This window comes from Oscillospiraceae bacterium (assembly GCA_009780275.1).
Taxonomy (GTDB): Bacteria; Bacillota; Clostridia; order Oscillospirales; family UBA929; genus WRAI01.
In genome coordinates this window covers 42011-59409 of the sequence record WRAI01000012.1, presented here as the reverse complement: position 1 = coordinate 59409, position 17399 = coordinate 42011, and the positions used below count along the sequence as shown (strand labels likewise).

Below are 17399 nucleotides of genomic sequence, written 5' to 3'. Positions count from 1 at the left end.
CGTTTTCCCCGACGGTCTTGCGCAATGCTTGACAAATGTGTTTATGCTTCCTCCTCAGCTCCTTCCCGGGGAGATCTGTCACCCACAACAGCTGAGGGCGTACAACCCACTCCATAAAAAACAGGAGCGGCTTCTGCCGCTCCTGTTCCAATTTGATGCGCCCTACTCGGTAGCGCTTAATACATATCCATTCCGCCGCCGCCAGGCATCGGCGGAGCAGGAGGTGCAGGCTCTTTCTTGTCACTGACCAAACTCTCGGTCGTCAGCACCATGGCCGCAATGCTGGCCGCATTTTGCAACGCCGAACGCGCCACTTTCGCCGGGTCAACAATGCCCATGTCAATCATATCGCCATACGCCGCACTGAGCGCGTCGTAACCGTAGTTTTTCTTGTCGGCACTGCGGATTTTGTCCAGCACAACGCTGCCCTCAACGCCGGCATTCGCCGCGATTTGACGTACAGGCTCAGCCAACGCCGACAGCACGATCGACACGCCGGTCTTCTCGTCGCCACTCTTATCTTTGAGCAGTTTCTCGACCGATTTCATCGCCGCGACATAAGCCACGCCGCCGCCCGGCACAATGCCCTCTTCAACAGCCGCGCGCGTCGCGTTAAGCGCGTCTTCAATGCGCAGCTTCTTTTCTTTCATCTCAACTTCGGTCGCCGCACCAACTTTCAGCACAGCCACACCGCCTGACAGCTTCGCCAAGCGCTCTTGCAGCTTTTCACGGTCAAAGTCTGATGTCGTCGTCTCAATTTGCGCACGGATTTGGCCGATACGCGCCGAAATGTCTTTCTTGTCACCGGCACCGTCAACAATGATGGTGTTCTCTTTTTGCACTTTAATTTGACGCGCGCGTCCGAGTTGCTCAACAGTCGTATCTTTCAGGTCAAGCGCCAACTCGTCGCTGATGACTTCGCCGCCCGTCAAGATGGCAATGTCTTTCAGCATTTCTTTGCGGCGGTCGCCGAATCCCGGCGCTTTGACGCAAACCGCGTGGAAAGTGCCGCGAATGCGGTTGAGCAACAGTGTAGCGAGTGCTTCACCCTCAACATCTTCAGCAATGATAACCAACTTCTTGCCCGTCGGCACGATTTGCTCCAACAGCGGCAGCAAGTCTTGCACGCTCGTGATTTTCTTATCGGTAATCAACACCAGTGCATCGTCAATGACAGCTTCCATTTTGTCGTTATCGGTCACCATGTACTGCGAAATATAGCCGCGGTCAAACTGCATACCCTCAACAACTTCCGAGTACGTCTCAACCGTCTTCGACTCCTCAACAGTAATAACGCCGTCGGCCGTCACTTTATCCATCGCTTCAGCGATTAGCTTACCAATTTGCTCATCACCGCTCGAAATCGCACCGACACGCGCAATATCGCCGCTGTCTTTCACTTTGACCGAATCCTTGACAATGTTTGCCACAGCAGCCTCAACCGCATCGGCAATGCCTTTTTTCATAACCATCGGATTTGCGCCGGCAGCAACGTTTTTCATGCCGTCACGAATTAACCCTTGCGCCAACAAAGTCGCCGTCGTCGTACCATCACCGGCAATGTCGTTTGTCTTTGTCGCAACTTCTTTAACAAGCTGTGCGCCCATGTTTTCAAAGGCGTCGTCGAGCTCAATTTCCTTGGCAATCGTCACGCCATCATTGGTCACCAACGGCGAACCAAACTTCTTGTCCAATACCACGTTGCGGCCTTTGGGTCCCATCGTCACTTTAACGGTATCCGCCAATGCGTTGACGCCGCGCTCAAGCGAGCGGCGTGCCTCTTCGCCAAAAATAATAATTTTAGACATATTTTATTCCTCCCTATTCCACAACGGCCAGGATATCACCCTGACGCACGATTGTGTATTCATCACCGTCAACTTTCACTTCGGTGCCCGAGTATTTACTGGTAATGACCTTGTCGCCGGTCTTGACGTGCATAACAACGTCCTTACCGTCAACGTTTCCACCCGGCCCTACAGCGATAACTTTCGCCACTTGCGGCTTTTCCTGTGCCGAACTTGCCAAAATGATGCCGCTTTTAGTTGTCTCTTCGCTCTCCACGAGCTGCAAGACAACACGATCGGCTAAGGGTTTAAGTTTCATACTTGCTTCCTCCAATGTCTTCTTTTCTTAGCACTCACTGCAACAGACTGCTAAACCACTATCTATTGTAAAGATTTTCCGCCCAAATAGCAAGTTCATATTTCAGCAAAAACTATGCATTTTCGCTCACGAAATCATAGCACACAAAAATATTTCCATCATGCTTGAATTTTCTCTTGTTTTCACGCATTTTTCACACCTATTGTCTGTGCCAAAAAAATTGTAGATCATATGATAACAATGGCTGGGAAGTCACCAGCGCGTGTTGCACAAGCGCTCTACCTCAATTTCACACCTTCTGGCATGACAAACTTGATTTTCTCTTCCGCCACTGCAAATGTCGCCACACGCGCACGGACAATTTCACCGTCAAGATTGATCGGCATAGGTTTGTCAGCAACGACTTCCAGCTTCTTGCCGCGTATATACGTCACAATGTCGCCCAACTCATGATACCGACCCTTGGCATATTTGCCAATAACTTTTGCCACCCCAAAACGCGATACACGCTTGACAATAAGAAAGTCAAGCAATCCGTCATTCGGTACAGCATCGGGCATAGCGTAAAAACCGCCGCCATAATACCGCCCATTGCAGGCATTGAGCAGCGTAAACGAATCATTACACAACTGCCCGTCAATGCTGACGTGATAGTTTGCACCGACGCCCTTGGCCACATTGTATAGCACCGACAAATTATACGCCATCTTGTGGTTGACCAACGGCCAACGCTTAAAACGATGCACTTCAGCTCCCACACGGCTGTCCAGTCCCACGCTGCCGATGTTAATACCATACCGCCCATTGACGCTGTATAAATCAATATCCATTGTTTCACCGCGCATTAATGCCGAAATATCTAAAAAATCGGAAACCTTGCCATCGAAACACTTCAAAAAGTCGTTTCCCGTTCCACACGGATAATGTGTGACATGCACATTAGACAGCCCCGCAGCACCATTGATAACCTCATTGAGCGTACCGTCGCCGCCGCAGGCATAGGCAACGAGCAAGCCGTCATGGTTGACGGCTTGCTCACGTACAATATCTATGGCATGACAGGGATGTTCTGTCACTATCAATATCGCTTGTTCCTCTGTTTCCAGCGCGTCTATCCGCTGCCGCAATTCTCGCACATTATCGCGCTTACCTGCCGCCGGATTGAGAACAAAGAGGTGCTTCCTCACTTAGCCACAAACAGCACACCTAGTGTATTACGTCCGCAGTGTGTCGTTATCGTCATGCCAGCACGCGTCACAATAATCTCTTTAAAATCAGCCACTTCGCAAATCTTCATCTTGACTTGCTCAATCAGGCTGTCCTCAACACCCGCATGGGTAATAAAAATACGATCGTTATCGTATTCGGCGTTCGCCAGTTTATCATCAACATATTGCAGCAACGCCTTGTCAAACTTGCCGCGATATTTTTTACCCGGCCCCATCGTACCGGTCAAAGTGTCAACTTCTATGCAGGGCTTAATGCCCAATGCGCTTGCCACCACAAATTTTGCCGTCGAAATGCGGCCGCCTTTATGCAGCCATTCCGGCGTTTCAAGCACAAAACTGGCGCGTGTCTTCTGCGTCAACGCCGTTAATTTCTCAGCAATATCCGCCGCTGCTAACCCGGCCTCACGCATTTCATAAGCCTTGCACATCAGCAGCGCCATGCCCGCAGACAGCGTCTTGCTGTCCACGATATGTACGCCTTCCAAATCGCTCGCCGCCAGCACCGCGCTTTGATAAGATGTCGATACCGCCGACGATATACTGATATGGACAACTTGGCTACCATCGGCAATCAGCGGCTTGAAAAATTCTTCCAATTCTGTCGGATTGAGTGCCGATGTCTTAGGCACAATGCCTTTGGCCTCACAAATTTGCAACATTTCTTCCGAGGTCATGCCCACACCGTCGAGATACTCTTTGCCCTCCAACGTCACATGGATAGGAATAATGCGTATGTCGTACTTGGCAATCAACTCAGGCCCGAGATCGCAGCCGCTGTCCGCGGTCAGAATAATTTTACTCATGGTGAAATCCTCCTATTTTTGTAATTTACGACATTTTACCAAAAAATCACCTCGTTTGCAACCCTTTTTTCACGACATACTAAGGTGAGATTAACATGAGGTGACTGAGCATGAAAAAAGTAGTGTTTTACCTTTCCATCGTATCTCTTTTTGCACTTTTAACGGGCTTTTCATTTAGCCGAAAAGATAGCCGTGAGAGCATCGATATCCCCGTGCTGATGTATCACGACATCATCAAAAGCCCGCGCCGTCACGGTGAATACGGCATTTCGCCTGACGCGTTGGAAAAGGATTTGCAGTTTCTACGCGACAACGGCTACACCACCATTGTGACACAAGATTTAATCAACTACGTACACAGAGGGCGCAAACTGCCCTACAAACCGGTTATGCTGACTTTTGATGACGGACATTACAACAATGTCTATTACGCCGAACCGTTATTGGCACAATACGGCATGCGTGCCGCAATCTTTATCAACGGTGAATTTTGCGAGCAATCGACTCGTGAAAACGCCGTTGATCCTAACTATTCATATGTGCTGTGGGACGAGATATGCGCCATGCAGCAGCGCGGCATATGGGATATACAAAGCCATAGTTGGGGCTTACACCACAACAAAGGACGACGCGGTGCGACACGCAAGCGCAACGAATCGCCCGAAGCCTATCAAGCCCCTATCGCCGAAGATTGCCGCCGCATCGGTGATGCCATAGAAGTACTGACCGGTCGCCAACCCGTCGCCTTTGCTTATCCCTTCGGCTTTGCCGACCGCGAATCGGAAGCAGCCTTACGACAAAACGGCATCCAAGTCACCCTCCAAAGCCACCAGGGCATGGCAAACATCCGCAGGGGCGACCCGGCCTCACTCTCACTCATCAAACGCTACCTGCGCAGCCATCACAAAAGCGCCGAGAAGTTATTAGGATAGAGAGAGAATCATCCGCTGTTGCGACTGCACCTGTAAGGACTCCAAGAGCCAAGTGATTTCTTGCGCCATACACAACGCCTACGCCCAATCATGACATGGATCTATCCCCTGCCCTAGCTCCCACTCAACATGCGATTTTCTCGCCTGTTCAACAGCGTCACAATCGATATTATCAATGCCACTTGCGCCATCTGTTACTACAAAAAACGGCAAACCACGCTTTGCCGCAAGCTCTTTTACTTCCCTAACAAATTGCCTTGCTTTTAAGGTTTTATCGTCTATCATAACTATCTGCACCCCCGCGCATTCGCCCGCCCCTCAACGTAACTTCTATCCATCGCCATCTGCGTTTTCAACGCGTCCAAGCTCTCAAACTTCCGTTCCGGTCGCATAAACGACAGCAACGCCACACACAGCGTCTGCTCATATAAATCGCCATTAAATCCAATCAAATGTGTCTCAACCACAATATCCCCCGCCCCCTTTTGAAATTGGGTGGCCGCAAGCGTTGACGGGGGGCTGTCGCTCTCCACCGTCGGCCGCCGCCCAATATTCGTCACCGAGGCAAACACTTTACCGTCCAACTCCACTTGCGAACGATAGACACCCAACGCCGGTTGCTGCCAATCTTCGGGCAAAATCATATTGGCCGTCGGAAATCCCAACTGTCGCCCCAACCCACGCCCGCGCTGCACGGGCAAACACAACGTATATGGCCGCCCAAAAAACTCGTTAGCACGTGCTACATCACCCTTTGCCAACAGCGCGCGAATGGCCGTCGCGCTAATAATTTCGCCGTCAACGCGCACTTGCTCAACTATATCGCACGTCATACCCAATTCGGCGCATTGCTGCGCCAACGTTTCCACATTGCCTTTCCCACTGCGCCCATAACGGTAATCACGGCCCGCCACTACGCCGACTGCACTGTATTTCTCTTGCAACACTTGTGCCACAAACACTTCATGCGGCATATTCATCAATGCCTCATCAAACGGCAAAACAATACAATCCTCAATGCCAAAATTTTCATGCATCAGTGCCGCCCGCTGTTCCGGCGTGGTCAATAGCGGCAATAGCGTGCCACCAATCACACGGCTCGGCGGCACATCAAACGTCAGCGCCGCTGCAACTACCCCCAACGCGGCGGCACATTGTGTCGTTTTCCGCAGTAACGCCGCGTGCCCGATATGCACGCCGTCAAAAAAACCCAACGCTATCACCCGTTGCATTACAATATATCCTCCACCACCGTCTCAGGCGGCAAATCCAACTGCTCCGGATTCTTAAAAATGTCAAACACCACGCGCTGCACTCCCGCAAAATAAAACCCGTCAGTAATGCGCTCATCCAACGTCAGCGCAAACGGCAGCACTTTCTTCTCTTTAACCTCACCGTTTTTATCGATTTCTTGCACTTTTTTCTTACCGCCAATGACTAAAAACAGCGGCACATTGCCAAAATGATATAAGTGGTGATGTAGGGGCGGCAAAACAATACTGCCCAAATCAGCCACAAACATGCTGCCATGGAACGGGCTGGTATACGTCAATGATCGTGGTAACAATCCATAGTAATCCAACGCTTCCAACATTTTAATGGTAAAACGCAAAAACATCCCCGGAATCAGTGCAAAGCTACGCGCCGCCGCATCGGTACGCGTCGAATCACCCTCTTCCAATCCAACTTTCAGCTCATGTTGAATTTTATGAAACACGTCCTCAGCCGTATCATGCGGCGTAAACACTACCTTGATGACTGTCTCGGGCGATTCAATGGTATAGTCTTTCTTAACCGTCAACGCCACCTCAATGCCATGCCGAGCGTACAACCGCTGCCCCGAAATAAAACGGTTAATCCCCGGCCGTTGGCTGACAACACGCACATACGCCGCAATAAAAAAGTGCAGCATACCAAAGCCTTTCAGCCCCTCAACGCGCTTTTGTCGAATATACTTCTCAGCCGCCAAACAGTCAACTTCGGCCATGTAATAGTTGCTTGACTCAGCGCGGCGCTTCATAATGTACGGAATCAAATTGTTTAACGGCGGATGCGTGCGAATGCGCCGCCCGTCACTTCTCCCCGATGGCCGCCACCCGCGCTTGCGTTTCACCGGCTTGGAACGATAATCTTTCGGTGGCTCAACCGGCGATTGCTCAGATATTTCTTCAGTGGATCTCTCTATCGTTTCAAGGGACATGAAAGCACTTCCTTTAACTCTGCATTCTGCATTCTCAATCTTGCACTATCATAGTATACACCATCTCGACAAAAAATTCAAATGCCCCACAATTGACAAGTATTTGCGAATTTGTTATTATTGCAACATAAGGACGATTTGCTGCTGCACGCCCTTTCATTATAGAATTTGGTGATTCCGCCGTGCCGACCCTACTTACTAAAAACACAAAAGGGAGGACCTCACATGCCATTCTGCGGACAATGCGGCCAACAACGCATCAACAACGCCCCCTGTTCATGCCAAAACAAACCGCCGCAATCCTATCCAAACATACCGACATACCCCGTATACCAAAAGCCCAAGAAACCCGCCGGACAGACAATGATTCGCGTCGTCGGTATTTTGGCAACCATTTTCAGCGCTATTGGCATAATCGATGCGTTAAGCCATTTTGAGTCATATCATCGTGTCGGCCATTACATCACACACAACTATACTGCCGCCGATATCGTTATCCTCATCGCCATGACTGCCATCCTCGGTATGGGCATCGCCGGCATCGTCATGGCAAACGATAAATCGAAAGCACCTTTGATACTTGGCTGCGGCATCGCCATACTAATCTTGACTGCGGGCTTTGACCTACTAGGCTATCTATTGCTTTCGTACCATTTTGCCGACTCCTACATCTGGGGCATCCCCCTGGGCGTCCTCTACATCATCGGTGCCGCCAATCGCAAAAACGCCCCCGCTTAACGTAGGGAGCCAATGTCTATGCTCACCCGCCTTTTGTCGCATGCCCCTCTGTGTAAGGATGGTGACTCTTCTCCACAACACCAACAAAATACTCCCCCAAACGCAAAGCATTCGGGGGAGTATTGTCGCGTTAAATCTTAGTAGCTGCCTTCTTCGCGTGTACGCGAGAAGCAGTCGCTGCAATAAACGGGACGATCGGTCTTGGGCTCGAAAGGCACTTTTGCCTCACCGCCGCAAGCGGCGCAAGTTGCCGAGAAGAATTCACGAACGCGCGGCGCGTTTTTACGAGCGTCGCGGCAGTTCTTACAACGTTGCGGCTCATTCTGGAAGCCACGCTCTGCGTAGAACTCTTGCTCTCCTGCGGTAAAGATAAAATCTTCATCGCAATCCTTGCACTTCAGGGTTTTGTCTTCGTACATTGGTTTTCCCTCACTTTTGGTGATTTTCTTTGCCCGTGGACGGATTTGCACCGACACCTCGTTGTTGCGCGCTCTGGTGATTTAAGCTACATGGGCACATATAATAATGCCTCTGGCGAGGCGGGGTTACTATCTTTGCGGAACGGTGTAGGCATTGTCTCTTACAAAACACTTCTTAATTTTTTCTTGATGCGCTGGATGGCGTTATCCACCGTCTTGCTTTTCACATTCATCTGCGCAGCAATCTCACGGTAGGAATACCCATCGCAATACAATTGCAACACTCTCGATTCAATGCTTGACAGCATTCCAGCCAGCAACTGCGCGAACTCACGTCCCTCTTCGCGCTCAATCACCCACTTCTCTGGATCAATCACATTAAAGTCATGTAGCACAGCTGCCAACTGCGGCACGTCCATCGACAAGGAAGAGTTCAATGGTGTATGTTTCAGCCGATTGGCTTTGGAAATAGCCGATGCCAAACGATTACGAATGCAGGTTTCAGCGTAGGTAGCAAATGCCGCCGTGCCGTCAGCCCGGTAATCACGAATGGCTGACAAAAGTCCCAACAACCCTTCTTGGTTGAGGTCTTCATTGTCTCCGCCCATTAAAAATAACGGATGGGCACAACGTCGCACGTGCCGTGTATATCGCAAAATCAGCAATTCTTCGGCTTGTCGGTCTCCTGCTTGCGCTTGGCCGCACAAGGTCGTATCATCCAACAACCGCAATGCTTTTGCCCTCATGCGCAACTCCTCTTATGCCAACTATCTCCGCTTACTCTCAATCAATATATCACACTCTCATGCACTTGTCAATCATAATTTTTAGATTTTTTATAAATTTCGTCGGGTGCTTGTGTGACATTTGTTTTGTCTTTGCCGGGCATTTATCAGGATTTTTGTCGTCTTTTTCGATAATTTCAGAGCAAATTTTGTGTGTAGGGTGACATAATTCTTTCCGTTATGCAAAATTTTCTTGAATTTGTAACCGTTTTGTTATTGTATTTTGTTGCAGCATCGTATATAATGTGCTTGAAGAATTTTAGTCAAGAGAAATCCCAATGCGAGGTGTACAATGAGCAAAGGACCTGTCCGCAAGCCGGGCAATGCTTCACAAAATAGCCCAAAGAAAAAAGCAACAAAACCATCCACAGCCAAGCCAATGCCGCCGATTGAAGCCGTAGCTGAAAAGGATACGGTTGCTTCTGTTGCATCCGAAAAGGCAACCGTCAAACCTGTGACAAAACTGCCAACACCGAAAAAGCCATCTCCCCCCACAAAAAAGCCGCAAGCCAAATCAGGCACTGCGACAAAATTGCCAACCAAAGCGGCGCCAAAAGCCGCGTCAAAAACTGTACCCAAGCCAACAGCACCACATAAGAAGCCGGCGGCAACGCCCGAAGAATCACCTAAAGAAATAGCTGACACGTTGACGCCAGGCAAGAATCAAGTCGCGACAACGACAATGAGTCAATCAGCGGCAAGCAAAGATGCCGTAAAGACAGCAGCAGCGACGGCAACATTAGAAAAAGAGCCAACAGCAATTAAAACTCCGCCGGCGGCAACAGAAAAAAAAGCACCTGTCAAACCGCCAAAGGCACAAAAAGCACCCACAAAAAAAACCATACATATCACGGCTAAACAGCAAAAAAAGCCATCGACCATAACGGTAGCTTCTATCGAACAAACTGCCTCGGAAGCCCCGCCAGTTCCGCTGAACAAGGCAGTGTGCAAAGACAAGAGAAAAGGCATTAAAATTGCTATCATTGCCGCATCATCGGTAGTAGCAGCGTTGTTGGTTTTTGTTGCAATTTTTACTGCTATCACGCTGTCATCAGACGTTATCTACGACGGCATCTACATTAATGGTGTTGCTTTCGGCGGTATGACCAGAGAAGAAGCGCAAGAAACTTTTGATGCCAGCCATATCAGCGACTGGGCCCTTGACGACAATGAGCAGCGAATCACTAACGTAAGCGTTAATATTGATGATGTTACGTTGACCATTACTACCGATGATATCGACCTGCGTCATCTGACTGATGATGCTGTGGAGCGCGCGTTTAACTACGGGCGCGAGGGCAATGTTTTCACACGTATGCGCACCATTGTGCGCCTGCGCAACAACCCCATAGAAATCAACTCAGCCGCCGAACTCAACCTTGATATTGAGCGCATTACGGAAATTGTTGATGATTTTATCGAACCACGTGCTGTTGAGCTGCAACACGACTCGGTGGAAATCAACAACGAAAGTATCTATATTTGGCGTGGCGCAGACGGTGTCGAGTTTGACAACCAAGCCATTGCCGACTCATTTGTTGAGGCTTTTCTTTCTATCGTCACAGGCACTGTGCCGGAGCCTGTTTCCTTTGCCGCCGCAGTGACCGAGCGGCAAACTATCTCACTGGACGAGATTGCCGAAGAAGTATACATTCCTATGCGCAACGCAGCATTGCAAGCCAATGGCCAAGACATTACCGAAGAACAGTCCGGGCTGAGGTTAGACATCGACAAAGCCAACGAACTGCTCGAAACGATATCAGATAACCCCGTTGTCGTGCCGCTGACTGTCGTCAAACCAACATTGACGGCGGCGGCTTTGCGTACACAACAACAAACAGGTTTTTTCAACGATGTGCTTGCCGATATCCATACAGATATTTTAGACTTCTCAGCAGGCCGCCAAACCAACGTACGCTTATCGTCACAACTCATTAACGGCATGATTCTCAACCCCGGCGATGTCTTCTCATTCAACCGTAGAGTCGGACAGCGTACGGCAGCGCGCGGCTTCCAAAGCGGAATCGGCTTCATTGCCGGCCGGACTGAGCAAATGCTTGGTGGCGGCATTTGTCAAGTATCTTCTACTCTTTATATGGCGGCATTGCGCGGCAATATGGAGATCGTTGAACGACATCAGCATGGCTTCCGTGTAGCATATTCACCATTGAGTCAAGATGCGGCCATTTTTTGGGGTTCACTCGATTTCCGCTTCCGCAACACTTCGCCATATCCCATTCGATTAGTGGTGGAACACCCAAACAGCAACCGTGTGCGCGTGCGCATTATGGGCACACGCACCAACAATTATACTGTAAGCATTGTGTCAACACAGCTTGGCTCAACACCTATTCAAACCGTACATGTGCATAATCCTGCACTCGGTGCCGGCAATCAGCGCGTAACCGATGGCGGCTCAACCGGGTTTACCAGTGAAGCGCACCGCCGTATCTATCGCGACGGCGTGCTGGTGCGCACAGAATTTTTAGGCCGTGATGTCTATCGTATGCGCCCGCGCACGATAGAAGTCGGTTCGGCGGATATGGTTCCAAACCATCAGGCGGCACCACCACCCGCTGACCCGCCCGCGCCACCACCGCCTTCACCGACGCCACCGCCCACTGACCCGCCTGCGCCACCACCACCGCCGCCTTCACCAGCACCACCTCCTCCATCGCCGCCGCCACCTTCACCTGATCCCATACCACCCGACGATGGATACGGCGGTTAAGTATCAAGCATAACTGAAACCGACAAACCTAGTAAGAAACCAACATTCCGCCTCAAACCATTGCACAAAAGGAGAATTTATATGAGCCAGCGTTATGCTCAAGCCGGCGTTGATGTCGAGGCCGGTTACAAGGCTGTTGAATTGATGAAGCAGTCGGTTGAATCAACCTACATCCCAGGCGTACTGGGCAGTTTGGGTGGATTCGGCGGACTGTTTCAGCCTGATTTTGGCGGGTTGGACACACCTGTGTTCGTGTCGGGTACGGACAGTGTCGGCACGAAAGTCAAACTTGCCGTTGAACTGGATAAGCATGACACCATCGGCATTGACTGTGTTGCCATGTGTGCCAACGATGTGGCTTGCTCAGGTGCACAGCCACTATTTTTCCTTGACTACATCGGCATTCACAAAACCATTCCCGAGAAAGTAGCTGAGCTCGTCAGCGGTGTTGCCGAAGGTTGCCGTCAAGCCGGCTGCGCCCTCGTCGGCGGCGAAACAGCCGAAATGCCTGCCGTTTACGCTGCGGGTGATTACGATTTGGTCGGCTTTTGCGTCGGCATGGTAGACAAGCCTAAAATGGTGGACAACGATGCCGCACAAGAGGGTGACGTACTGCTTGGACTGCCGTCAACGGGCGTTCATTCCAACGGATTTACACTGATTCGTGAGATTTTTGATTGCTCACGTGAAGGATTATCGGATTTTATACCGTCGCTCGGCAAAACATTGGGCGAAGAGTTGCTTACGCCCACGCGTATTTATGTTTCGGCGATTCAAGCGTTGCTGCAAGGGATTACGATTAAAGGTATCAGCCATATCACCGGCGGCGGGTTTTATGAAAATATTCCGCGTATGTTGCCGAGCGGCTTGGGAGTAAAGATTGACTTACAAGCTTTCCCCCGCCCCGCGATCTTTGATTTACTGGCCGAGCGCGGCAACTTGAGCAAAGAAGATTTATACGGCACATTTAACATGGGGCTAGGCTTAATCTGTGTTATTTCTAAAGAAGAGGCTCAGGCGGCAATTACAGCATTGGATGCCGTTGGCGAAAACGCATATATCGTAGGTGAAGTCATCAAAAACGAGGGCGTGCACTTATGATAAAAATTGCGGTTCTGGTCAGCGGCGGCGGAACAAATTTGCAGGCCTTAATTGATGCAAGGGAAATGTTCTCGAATGCCGAAATTGCACTGGTGCTGTCATCCCGACTCGATGTTTTTGCACTTGAGCGAGCGCAAACTGCGGGCATTACAACGGCTGTCGTATCAAAGAAAGAGTATCCCGACCGCGAAAAATTTACTCGCGCCGTTATGGACGTTTTGACAACACACGACATTGATTTAGTGGTTCTTGCCGGTTTTTTAACGGTGTTGTCGCCGATCTTCTGCAAAACGTACCACAACCGTATTATCAACATCCACCCGTCACTCATTCCCGCTTTTTGTGGTGATGGATTTTATGGTTTGCGCGTGCATGAAGCCGCGCTGGCTTACGGCGTCAAGCTCACGGGCGCAACGGCGCATTACGTTTGGCCGGAAACGGATAGCGGTCCTGTAATTGCGCAAAAATCCATTGATGTGTTGCCTGACGATACGCCGCAAACGCTGCAGCGGCGCGTGATGGAGGAATGTGAATGGCCATTGTTGTGCGACGCGGTGCGCCGGCATTGTGAGGGGAAGTTGCGTGTTGAGGGGCGGAAGGTTTATAGTTGCTAATTTATATTTTGTGCATTGCAACGAGTTAGATATTACACAATAGCTAAATGAAAAGGATTATACAATTATGAAAAAGGCTAAACCAGAAAAACGTTTCGAAAAATTATATACGGATATGTTTGGGATGGGAGAATGGGCAACCGTTCTCCGTGATAAAAAAACGGGGGCGCAATATTTGTTTTACAAGTACGTGAGCGCAGGTGGCTTGACGCCACTTCTCGACAAGGATGGAAATCCCGTAATTGACGAGGATAGCACAAAATAAGCATTTGCTGCATTGCAGAACACAGTATAATATAATAGGATGTATAATTGCAAGGAGATTCACTATGAACAAAAGAGCCTTAATCAGCGTATTTGACAAAAGCGGTGCGGTCGAATTGGCGCAAGGATTACAGTCACTTGGCTACGACCTTGTATCGACCGGCAGTACAGCAAAATTGATTGCTGAATCAGGGCTGGATGTCACGCCTATCGAGGCGGTGACCGACTTCCCCGAATGCCTTGACGGGCGACTAAAAACCTTGCATCCCAAAGTTCACGGCGGCATTCTTGCCGTACGCGGCAATGCCAAGCATATGACACAAATTAAAGAGCTTGCCATTGCGCCGATTGATATCGTGGTGTGCAATCTCTACCCGTTCCGCGAAACAATTGCCAAGCCCAACGTCACGCGCGATGAGGCCATTGAAAACATTGACATCGGCGGGCCTACCATGTTGCGCGCAGCGGCAAAGAATTGGCAGGACGTCTGTGTTGTTGTGTCACCCGATGATTACACGCCATTGCTTGAATGCTTGCAGGCAGGCGAAGTGTCGCAGGAGTACAGACTGACGTTAGCGCGCAAAGTCTTTGAGTACACGGCACAGTACGATGCGCAAATTGCGCAATATTTTGATAACGAGCAGAGCGTAGCATATCCCGAACATTTGACATTGACCTACGAGAAGCAGCAAGATTTGCGTTACGGTGAAAATCCGCACCAAACAGCAGCGTATTACCGTGAACTGTCGCCGCACGACGGCGATTTGGTTAATGCGCGACAGTTACATGGCAAAGAATTATCGTATTGCAACATCAATGACTTGAACGGTGCGATTGCGTTGGTGAAAGAGTTTGCTGAGCCATGTTGCGTCGCCGTTAAGCACGCGACACCTTGCGGCGTAGGCATTGGCGAATGCATTGACGAAGCTTGGCACAATGCCTATGAAGCTGATAAAGTTTCAATTTTCGGCGGCATTATCGCGCTGAATCGTGAGTGTACACCGGCGGTCGCCGAGGCGATTAACCAAATGTTCATCGAAATCGTCATTGCACCAAGCTATGCGCCGGATGCCTTAGCGTGCTTAACACAAAAGAAAAACATCCGCGTTATGGAACTGCCCAAAATCAGCGAATTCACGCCCATTGATACGCGAACAATCAAGCAAATTGCCGGCGGCTTGTTGGTGCAGAGTGCGAATGTGCAACTTTACGAAAGCACCAAGCGCGTCAGTAAGGCGTTGGTCACGCCCAAGCAGCAAACGCAGCTTGACTTTGCGTGGAAAGTGGTCAAACATGTACGTTCAAACGCTATTGTACTTGTCAATGGCAAGCGCACCGTCGGCATTGGCCCGGGGCAATGCAACCGCGTAACAGCGTTGGATATTGCCCTCCGCTACGCGGGCGCAAACGCCAAAGGTTCCGTCATGGCGAGCGACGCGTTCTTCCCTATGTCTGACTGCGTGGAGGCGGCGGCAGCGGCAGGCATTGCGGCGATTATACAGCCGGGCGGCTCAATCCGCGACCAAGATTCGATTGACGCGTGTGATAAACACAGCATTGCAATGTTGTTTACTGGCATGCGACATTTTGTGCATTAACCTGCAAATTTTAGAACTTGAGGAATCTCTACATGAAACTCTTACTTATCGGCGGCGGCGGCCGCGAACATGCTATTGCATGGAAATTATCGCAAAGCCGCCACATGCCTGAACTTTTTGTCGCGCCGGGCAATGCCGGCATTGCGCAGATTGCAACCTGCCTACCCTACCCTGCTACTGATTTGGACGGCATTTGCAGCTGGGCGGAATCAAATAAACCCGACTTAGTATTTGTCGCGCCCGATGACCCGTTGGCATTGGGGCTGGTCGACAAGCTGGAAGCCCTCGGTATCCCTGCATTTGGGCCACGCGCCAATGCCGCCATTTTAGAGGGCAGCAAGGTTTTTTCTAAGGCGTTTATGCAGAAACACGGCATCCCGACGGCAAAATATCAAACTTTTGACGATCAAACCGCCGCGCTGGCATATTTAGAAACACAATCAATGCCTGTCGTTATCAAGGCTGACGGGCTTGCGCTGGGCAAGGGTGTCATTATCGCACAAACGGAAGACGAAGCGCGTGATGCTGTTATTTCCATGATGAGCGGCGGACGATTTGGTGCATCTGGCAATCGTGTGGTGATTGAGGAGTGTATGACGGGACCCGAAGTCACTGTACTGGCGTTCACCGATGGCGCCACGGTTAAGGCAATGCCGTCATCGCAAGACCACAAACGAGCATTTGACGGCGACCAAGGCCCAAACACCGGCGGCATGGGCGCTATCTGCCCGTCGCCGCACTATACGCCTGACATTGCAGCGATTTGCGAGCGTGATATATTCCTGCCCACCATTCAAGGCATGGCGACTGAGGGACGACCATTCAAAGGCGTGATTTATTTTGGGCTGATGCTTACGCCCGACGGGCCAAAAGTTATCGAATACAACGCACGGTTCGGTGACCCAGAGGCGCAGGCCATTTTACCGTTGCTCGACAGCGATTTGGTCGATATCTGTCTTGCAATTATCGACGGCAAACTGGCTGACTGCCCGATTGCATGGAGAAAGCAAGCGTCTGTCTGTATCGTTATGGCTTCAGGCGGCTACCCGGGCGATTATCCCAAGGGCTTTCCAATTACCGGCTTGGACGATGTGCAAGATGCCATTGTTTTTCACGCAGGAACGGCGAATACAAACGGACAAGTTGTTACAAACGGCGGACGTGTGCTGGGCATTACGGCGTTGGGCGAAAATATGCCCGAGGCATTGGCGGCAGCATACACGGCATTGCGCCCCATTGCCTTTGAAGGTGCCTTTTTTCGGACAGATATCGGACGGTTGTAGAAATTCTATTCTTCTACTGATATTAATTTGATTTTTTCATCAAGCAGTTTTTCTAGCAGTTCCAAGGAATATTTTTTAATTTTTCCGGGTTCCTTCTCTTTGACTTCCACCACCCTGCTCTTAAACTCACGCAAATTTGGCAAATCAGCTTGATAATACCCTGATATATTCGAAAAATGGTAAATACCCTTAATACTTTCTCCGACATTATTGATGTCTTCTGCGCTCCCGCTCCCTGCTCTAATTTGTTCTGTTATTTTCATTATAATCAAAAGTAAAATATAAATCAAGCAAAAAACACTTGCATTTCCCAGCAACCTATGTTATACTTATTCATATTGTCAATTTCTAACGAGGTGAAAGACCATGAAAACTGCTATCCATCCCAAGTATGCTCCGACGACCATTCGTTGCGCTTGCGGAACAACCATCGACACAGCTTCCACCAAAGAGAATCTCCGTGTGGAAATCTGCTCGAATTGTCATCCGTTCTATACCGGCAAACAAAAACTTGTTGACAGCGGCGGCCGCGTTGACCGTTTCAACAAAAAGTTTGGCATTACGGCGCAACAATAACAATGGAAGTCGGACAACCT

The 17399-nt window shown here is 50.0% G+C and carries 19 protein-coding genes; 9 read left to right on the top strand and 10 right to left on the bottom strand.

The features are described from left to right. Positions 1 to 176: 176 nt before the first annotated feature. From groL to FWE06_05145, 4 genes are all read right to left on the bottom strand, one after another. Positions 177 to 1808: a chaperonin GroEL gene (gene groL / locus FWE06_05160; GenBank protein MCL2546570.1), complete on the bottom strand. Its 1632-nt coding sequence runs from the start codon at positions 1806 to 1808 to the stop codon at positions 177 to 179. Positions 1809 to 1821: 13 nt separating this feature from the next. Next, positions 1822 to 2106, bottom strand: coding sequence for a co-chaperone GroES (locus FWE06_05155; GenBank protein ID MCL2546569.1), 285 nt, complete (start codon positions 2104 to 2106; stop codon positions 1822 to 1824). Between the two features lie 278 nt (positions 2107 to 2384). Next, entirely contained in the window at positions 2385 to 3293 is a 909-nt protein-coding gene (locus FWE06_05150; GenBank protein MCL2546568.1) for a diacylglycerol kinase family lipid kinase, read from the bottom strand. Further along, on the bottom strand, positions 3290 to 4138 hold the full coding sequence (locus tag FWE06_05145) for a DegV family protein (protein ID MCL2546567.1): 849 nt from the start codon (positions 4136 to 4138) through the stop codon (positions 3290 to 3292). Before FWE06_05145 ends, FWE06_05150 begins: the two co-directional genes overlap by 4 nt. Before the next feature lie 110 nt (positions 4139 to 4248). On the opposite strand from FWE06_05145, the gene FWE06_05140 reads away from it, so the two are divergent. Next, on the top strand, positions 4249 to 5070 hold the full coding sequence (locus FWE06_05140; protein MCL2546566.1) for a polysaccharide deacetylase family protein: 822 nt from the start codon (positions 4249 to 4251) through the stop codon (positions 5068 to 5070). Between the two features lie 78 nt (positions 5071 to 5148). Here the strand turns inward: FWE06_05140 and FWE06_05135 are convergent, their stop codons facing one another. The 3 genes from FWE06_05135 to FWE06_05125 are packed head-to-tail and all read right to left on the bottom strand — an operon-like array spanning position 5149 to position 7270. Continuing rightward, positions 5149 to 5355, bottom strand: a complete 207-nt coding sequence (locus tag FWE06_05135; GenBank protein ID MCL2546565.1) for a hypothetical protein — start codon at positions 5353 to 5355, stop codon at positions 5149 to 5151. A 2-nt stretch (positions 5356 to 5357) separates the two neighbouring features. After that, a complete protein-coding gene (ribF, locus tag FWE06_05130; protein ID MCL2546564.1) occupies positions 5358 to 6302 on the bottom strand; it encodes a riboflavin biosynthesis protein RibF in 945 nt (314 codons plus the stop codon). After that, positions 6302 to 7270 (bottom strand): hypothetical protein, encoded by a 969-nt coding sequence (locus FWE06_05125; protein ID MCL2546563.1) that lies wholly within the window; start codon positions 7268 to 7270, stop codon positions 6302 to 6304. The genes ribF and FWE06_05125 overlap by 1 nt, the downstream gene beginning before the upstream one ends. 225 nt (positions 7271 to 7495) lie before the next feature. Between FWE06_05125 and FWE06_05120 the strand changes: the two genes are divergently transcribed. After that, positions 7496 to 8008, top strand: coding sequence for a hypothetical protein (locus tag FWE06_05120; GenBank protein ID MCL2546562.1), 513 nt, complete (start codon positions 7496 to 7498; stop codon positions 8006 to 8008). A gap of 137 nt (positions 8009 to 8145) precedes the next feature. Here the strand turns inward: FWE06_05120 and FWE06_05115 are convergent, their stop codons facing one another. Then, a complete protein-coding gene (locus FWE06_05115) occupies positions 8146 to 8427 on the bottom strand; it encodes a zinc-ribbon domain containing protein (GenBank protein MCL2546561.1) in 282 nt (93 codons plus the stop codon). Positions 8428 to 8588: 161 nt separating this feature from the next. Beyond that, the gene (locus FWE06_05110) at positions 8589 to 9173 is read right to left on the bottom strand and encodes a sigma-70 family RNA polymerase sigma factor (GenBank protein ID MCL2546560.1); all 585 of its coding nucleotides are present in this window, start codon (positions 9171 to 9173) and stop codon (positions 8589 to 8591) included. A gap of 331 nt (positions 9174 to 9504) precedes the next feature. Between FWE06_05110 and FWE06_05105 the strand changes: the two genes are divergently transcribed. From FWE06_05105 to purD, 6 genes are all read left to right on the top strand, one after another. Further along, positions 9505 to 11943, top strand: coding sequence for a VanW family protein (locus FWE06_05105; protein MCL2546559.1), 2439 nt, complete (start codon positions 9505 to 9507; stop codon positions 11941 to 11943). 81 nt (positions 11944 to 12024) lie between these two features. Continuing rightward, positions 12025 to 13044 carry a phosphoribosylformylglycinamidine cyclo-ligase gene (purM, locus tag FWE06_05100; GenBank protein MCL2546558.1) on the top strand — a complete coding sequence of 340 codons (1020 nt, stop codon included), beginning with the start codon at positions 12025 to 12027 and terminating at the stop codon, positions 13042 to 13044. Beyond that, on the top strand, positions 13041 to 13658 hold the full coding sequence (gene purN, locus FWE06_05095; protein MCL2546557.1) for a phosphoribosylglycinamide formyltransferase: 618 nt from the start codon (positions 13041 to 13043) through the stop codon (positions 13656 to 13658). Before purM ends, purN begins: the two co-directional genes overlap by 4 nt. 67 nt (positions 13659 to 13725) lie before the next feature. Next, entirely contained in the window at positions 13726 to 13923 is a 198-nt protein-coding gene (locus tag FWE06_05090) for a DUF6440 family protein (protein MCL2546556.1), read from the top strand. Positions 13924 to 13987: 64 nt separating this feature from the next. Continuing rightward, the gene (gene purH / locus FWE06_05085) at positions 13988 to 15520 is read left to right on the top strand and encodes a bifunctional phosphoribosylaminoimidazolecarboxamide formyltransferase/IMP cyclohydrolase (protein MCL2546555.1); all 1533 of its coding nucleotides are present in this window, start codon (positions 13988 to 13990) and stop codon (positions 15518 to 15520) included. 32 nt (positions 15521 to 15552) lie between these two features. After that, positions 15553 to 16803, top strand: a complete 1251-nt coding sequence (purD, locus tag FWE06_05080; GenBank protein ID MCL2546554.1) for a phosphoribosylamine--glycine ligase — start codon at positions 15553 to 15555, stop codon at positions 16801 to 16803. Between the two features lie 5 nt (positions 16804 to 16808). Here the strand turns inward: purD and FWE06_05075 are convergent, their stop codons facing one another. Next, positions 16809 to 17093: a hypothetical protein gene (locus FWE06_05075; GenBank protein ID MCL2546553.1), complete on the bottom strand. Its 285-nt coding sequence runs from the start codon at positions 17091 to 17093 to the stop codon at positions 16809 to 16811. A gap of 76 nt (positions 17094 to 17169) precedes the next feature. Between FWE06_05075 and rpmE the strand changes: the two genes are divergently transcribed. Next, positions 17170 to 17379, top strand: coding sequence for a 50S ribosomal protein L31 (gene rpmE / locus FWE06_05070; protein MCL2546552.1), 210 nt, complete (start codon positions 17170 to 17172; stop codon positions 17377 to 17379). The last annotated feature ends 20 nt before the right edge of the window (positions 17380 to 17399 follow it).

Bases quoted from the DNA above. Each gene is read 5' to 3' on its own strand.
- groL (MCL2546570.1), bottom strand. From the start codon at position 1,808: ATGTCTAAAATTATTATTTTTGGCGAAGAGGCACGCCGCTCGCTTGAG.
- FWE06_05155 (MCL2546569.1), bottom strand. From the start codon at position 2,106: ATGAAACTTAAACCCTTAGCCGATCGTGTTGTCTTGCAGCTCGTGGAG.
- FWE06_05145 (MCL2546567.1), bottom strand. From the start codon at position 4,138: ATGAGTAAAATTATTCTGACCGCGGACAGCGGCTGCGATCTCGGGCCT.
- FWE06_05140 (MCL2546566.1), top strand. From the start codon at position 4,249: ATGAAAAAAGTAGTGTTTTACCTTTCCATCGTATCTCTTTTTGCACTT.
- FWE06_05135 (MCL2546565.1), bottom strand. From the start codon at position 5,355: ATGATAGACGATAAAACCTTAAAAGCAAGGCAATTTGTTAGGGAAGTA.
- ribF (MCL2546564.1), bottom strand. From the start codon at position 6,302: ATGCAACGGGTGATAGCGTTGGGTTTTTTTGACGGCGTGCATATCGGG.
- FWE06_05125 (MCL2546563.1), bottom strand. From the start codon at position 7,270: ATGTCCCTTGAAACGATAGAGAGATCCACTGAAGAAATATCTGAGCAA.
- FWE06_05120 (MCL2546562.1), top strand. From the start codon at position 7,496: ATGCCATTCTGCGGACAATGCGGCCAACAACGCATCAACAACGCCCCC.
- FWE06_05115 (MCL2546561.1), bottom strand. From the start codon at position 8,427: ATGTACGAAGACAAAACCCTGAAGTGCAAGGATTGCGATGAAGATTTT.
- FWE06_05110 (MCL2546560.1), bottom strand. From the start codon at position 9,173: ATGAGGGCAAAAGCATTGCGGTTGTTGGATGATACGACCTTGTGCGGC.
- FWE06_05105 (MCL2546559.1), top strand. From the start codon at position 9,505: ATGAGCAAAGGACCTGTCCGCAAGCCGGGCAATGCTTCACAAAATAGC.
- purM (MCL2546558.1), top strand. From the start codon at position 12,025: ATGAGCCAGCGTTATGCTCAAGCCGGCGTTGATGTCGAGGCCGGTTAC.
- purN (MCL2546557.1), top strand. From the start codon at position 13,041: ATGATAAAAATTGCGGTTCTGGTCAGCGGCGGCGGAACAAATTTGCAG.
- FWE06_05090 (MCL2546556.1), top strand. From the start codon at position 13,726: ATGAAAAAGGCTAAACCAGAAAAACGTTTCGAAAAATTATATACGGAT.
- purH (MCL2546555.1), top strand. From the start codon at position 13,988: ATGAACAAAAGAGCCTTAATCAGCGTATTTGACAAAAGCGGTGCGGTC.
- purD (MCL2546554.1), top strand. From the start codon at position 15,553: ATGAAACTCTTACTTATCGGCGGCGGCGGCCGCGAACATGCTATTGCA.
- rpmE (MCL2546552.1), top strand. From the start codon at position 17,170: ATGAAAACTGCTATCCATCCCAAGTATGCTCCGACGACCATTCGTTGC.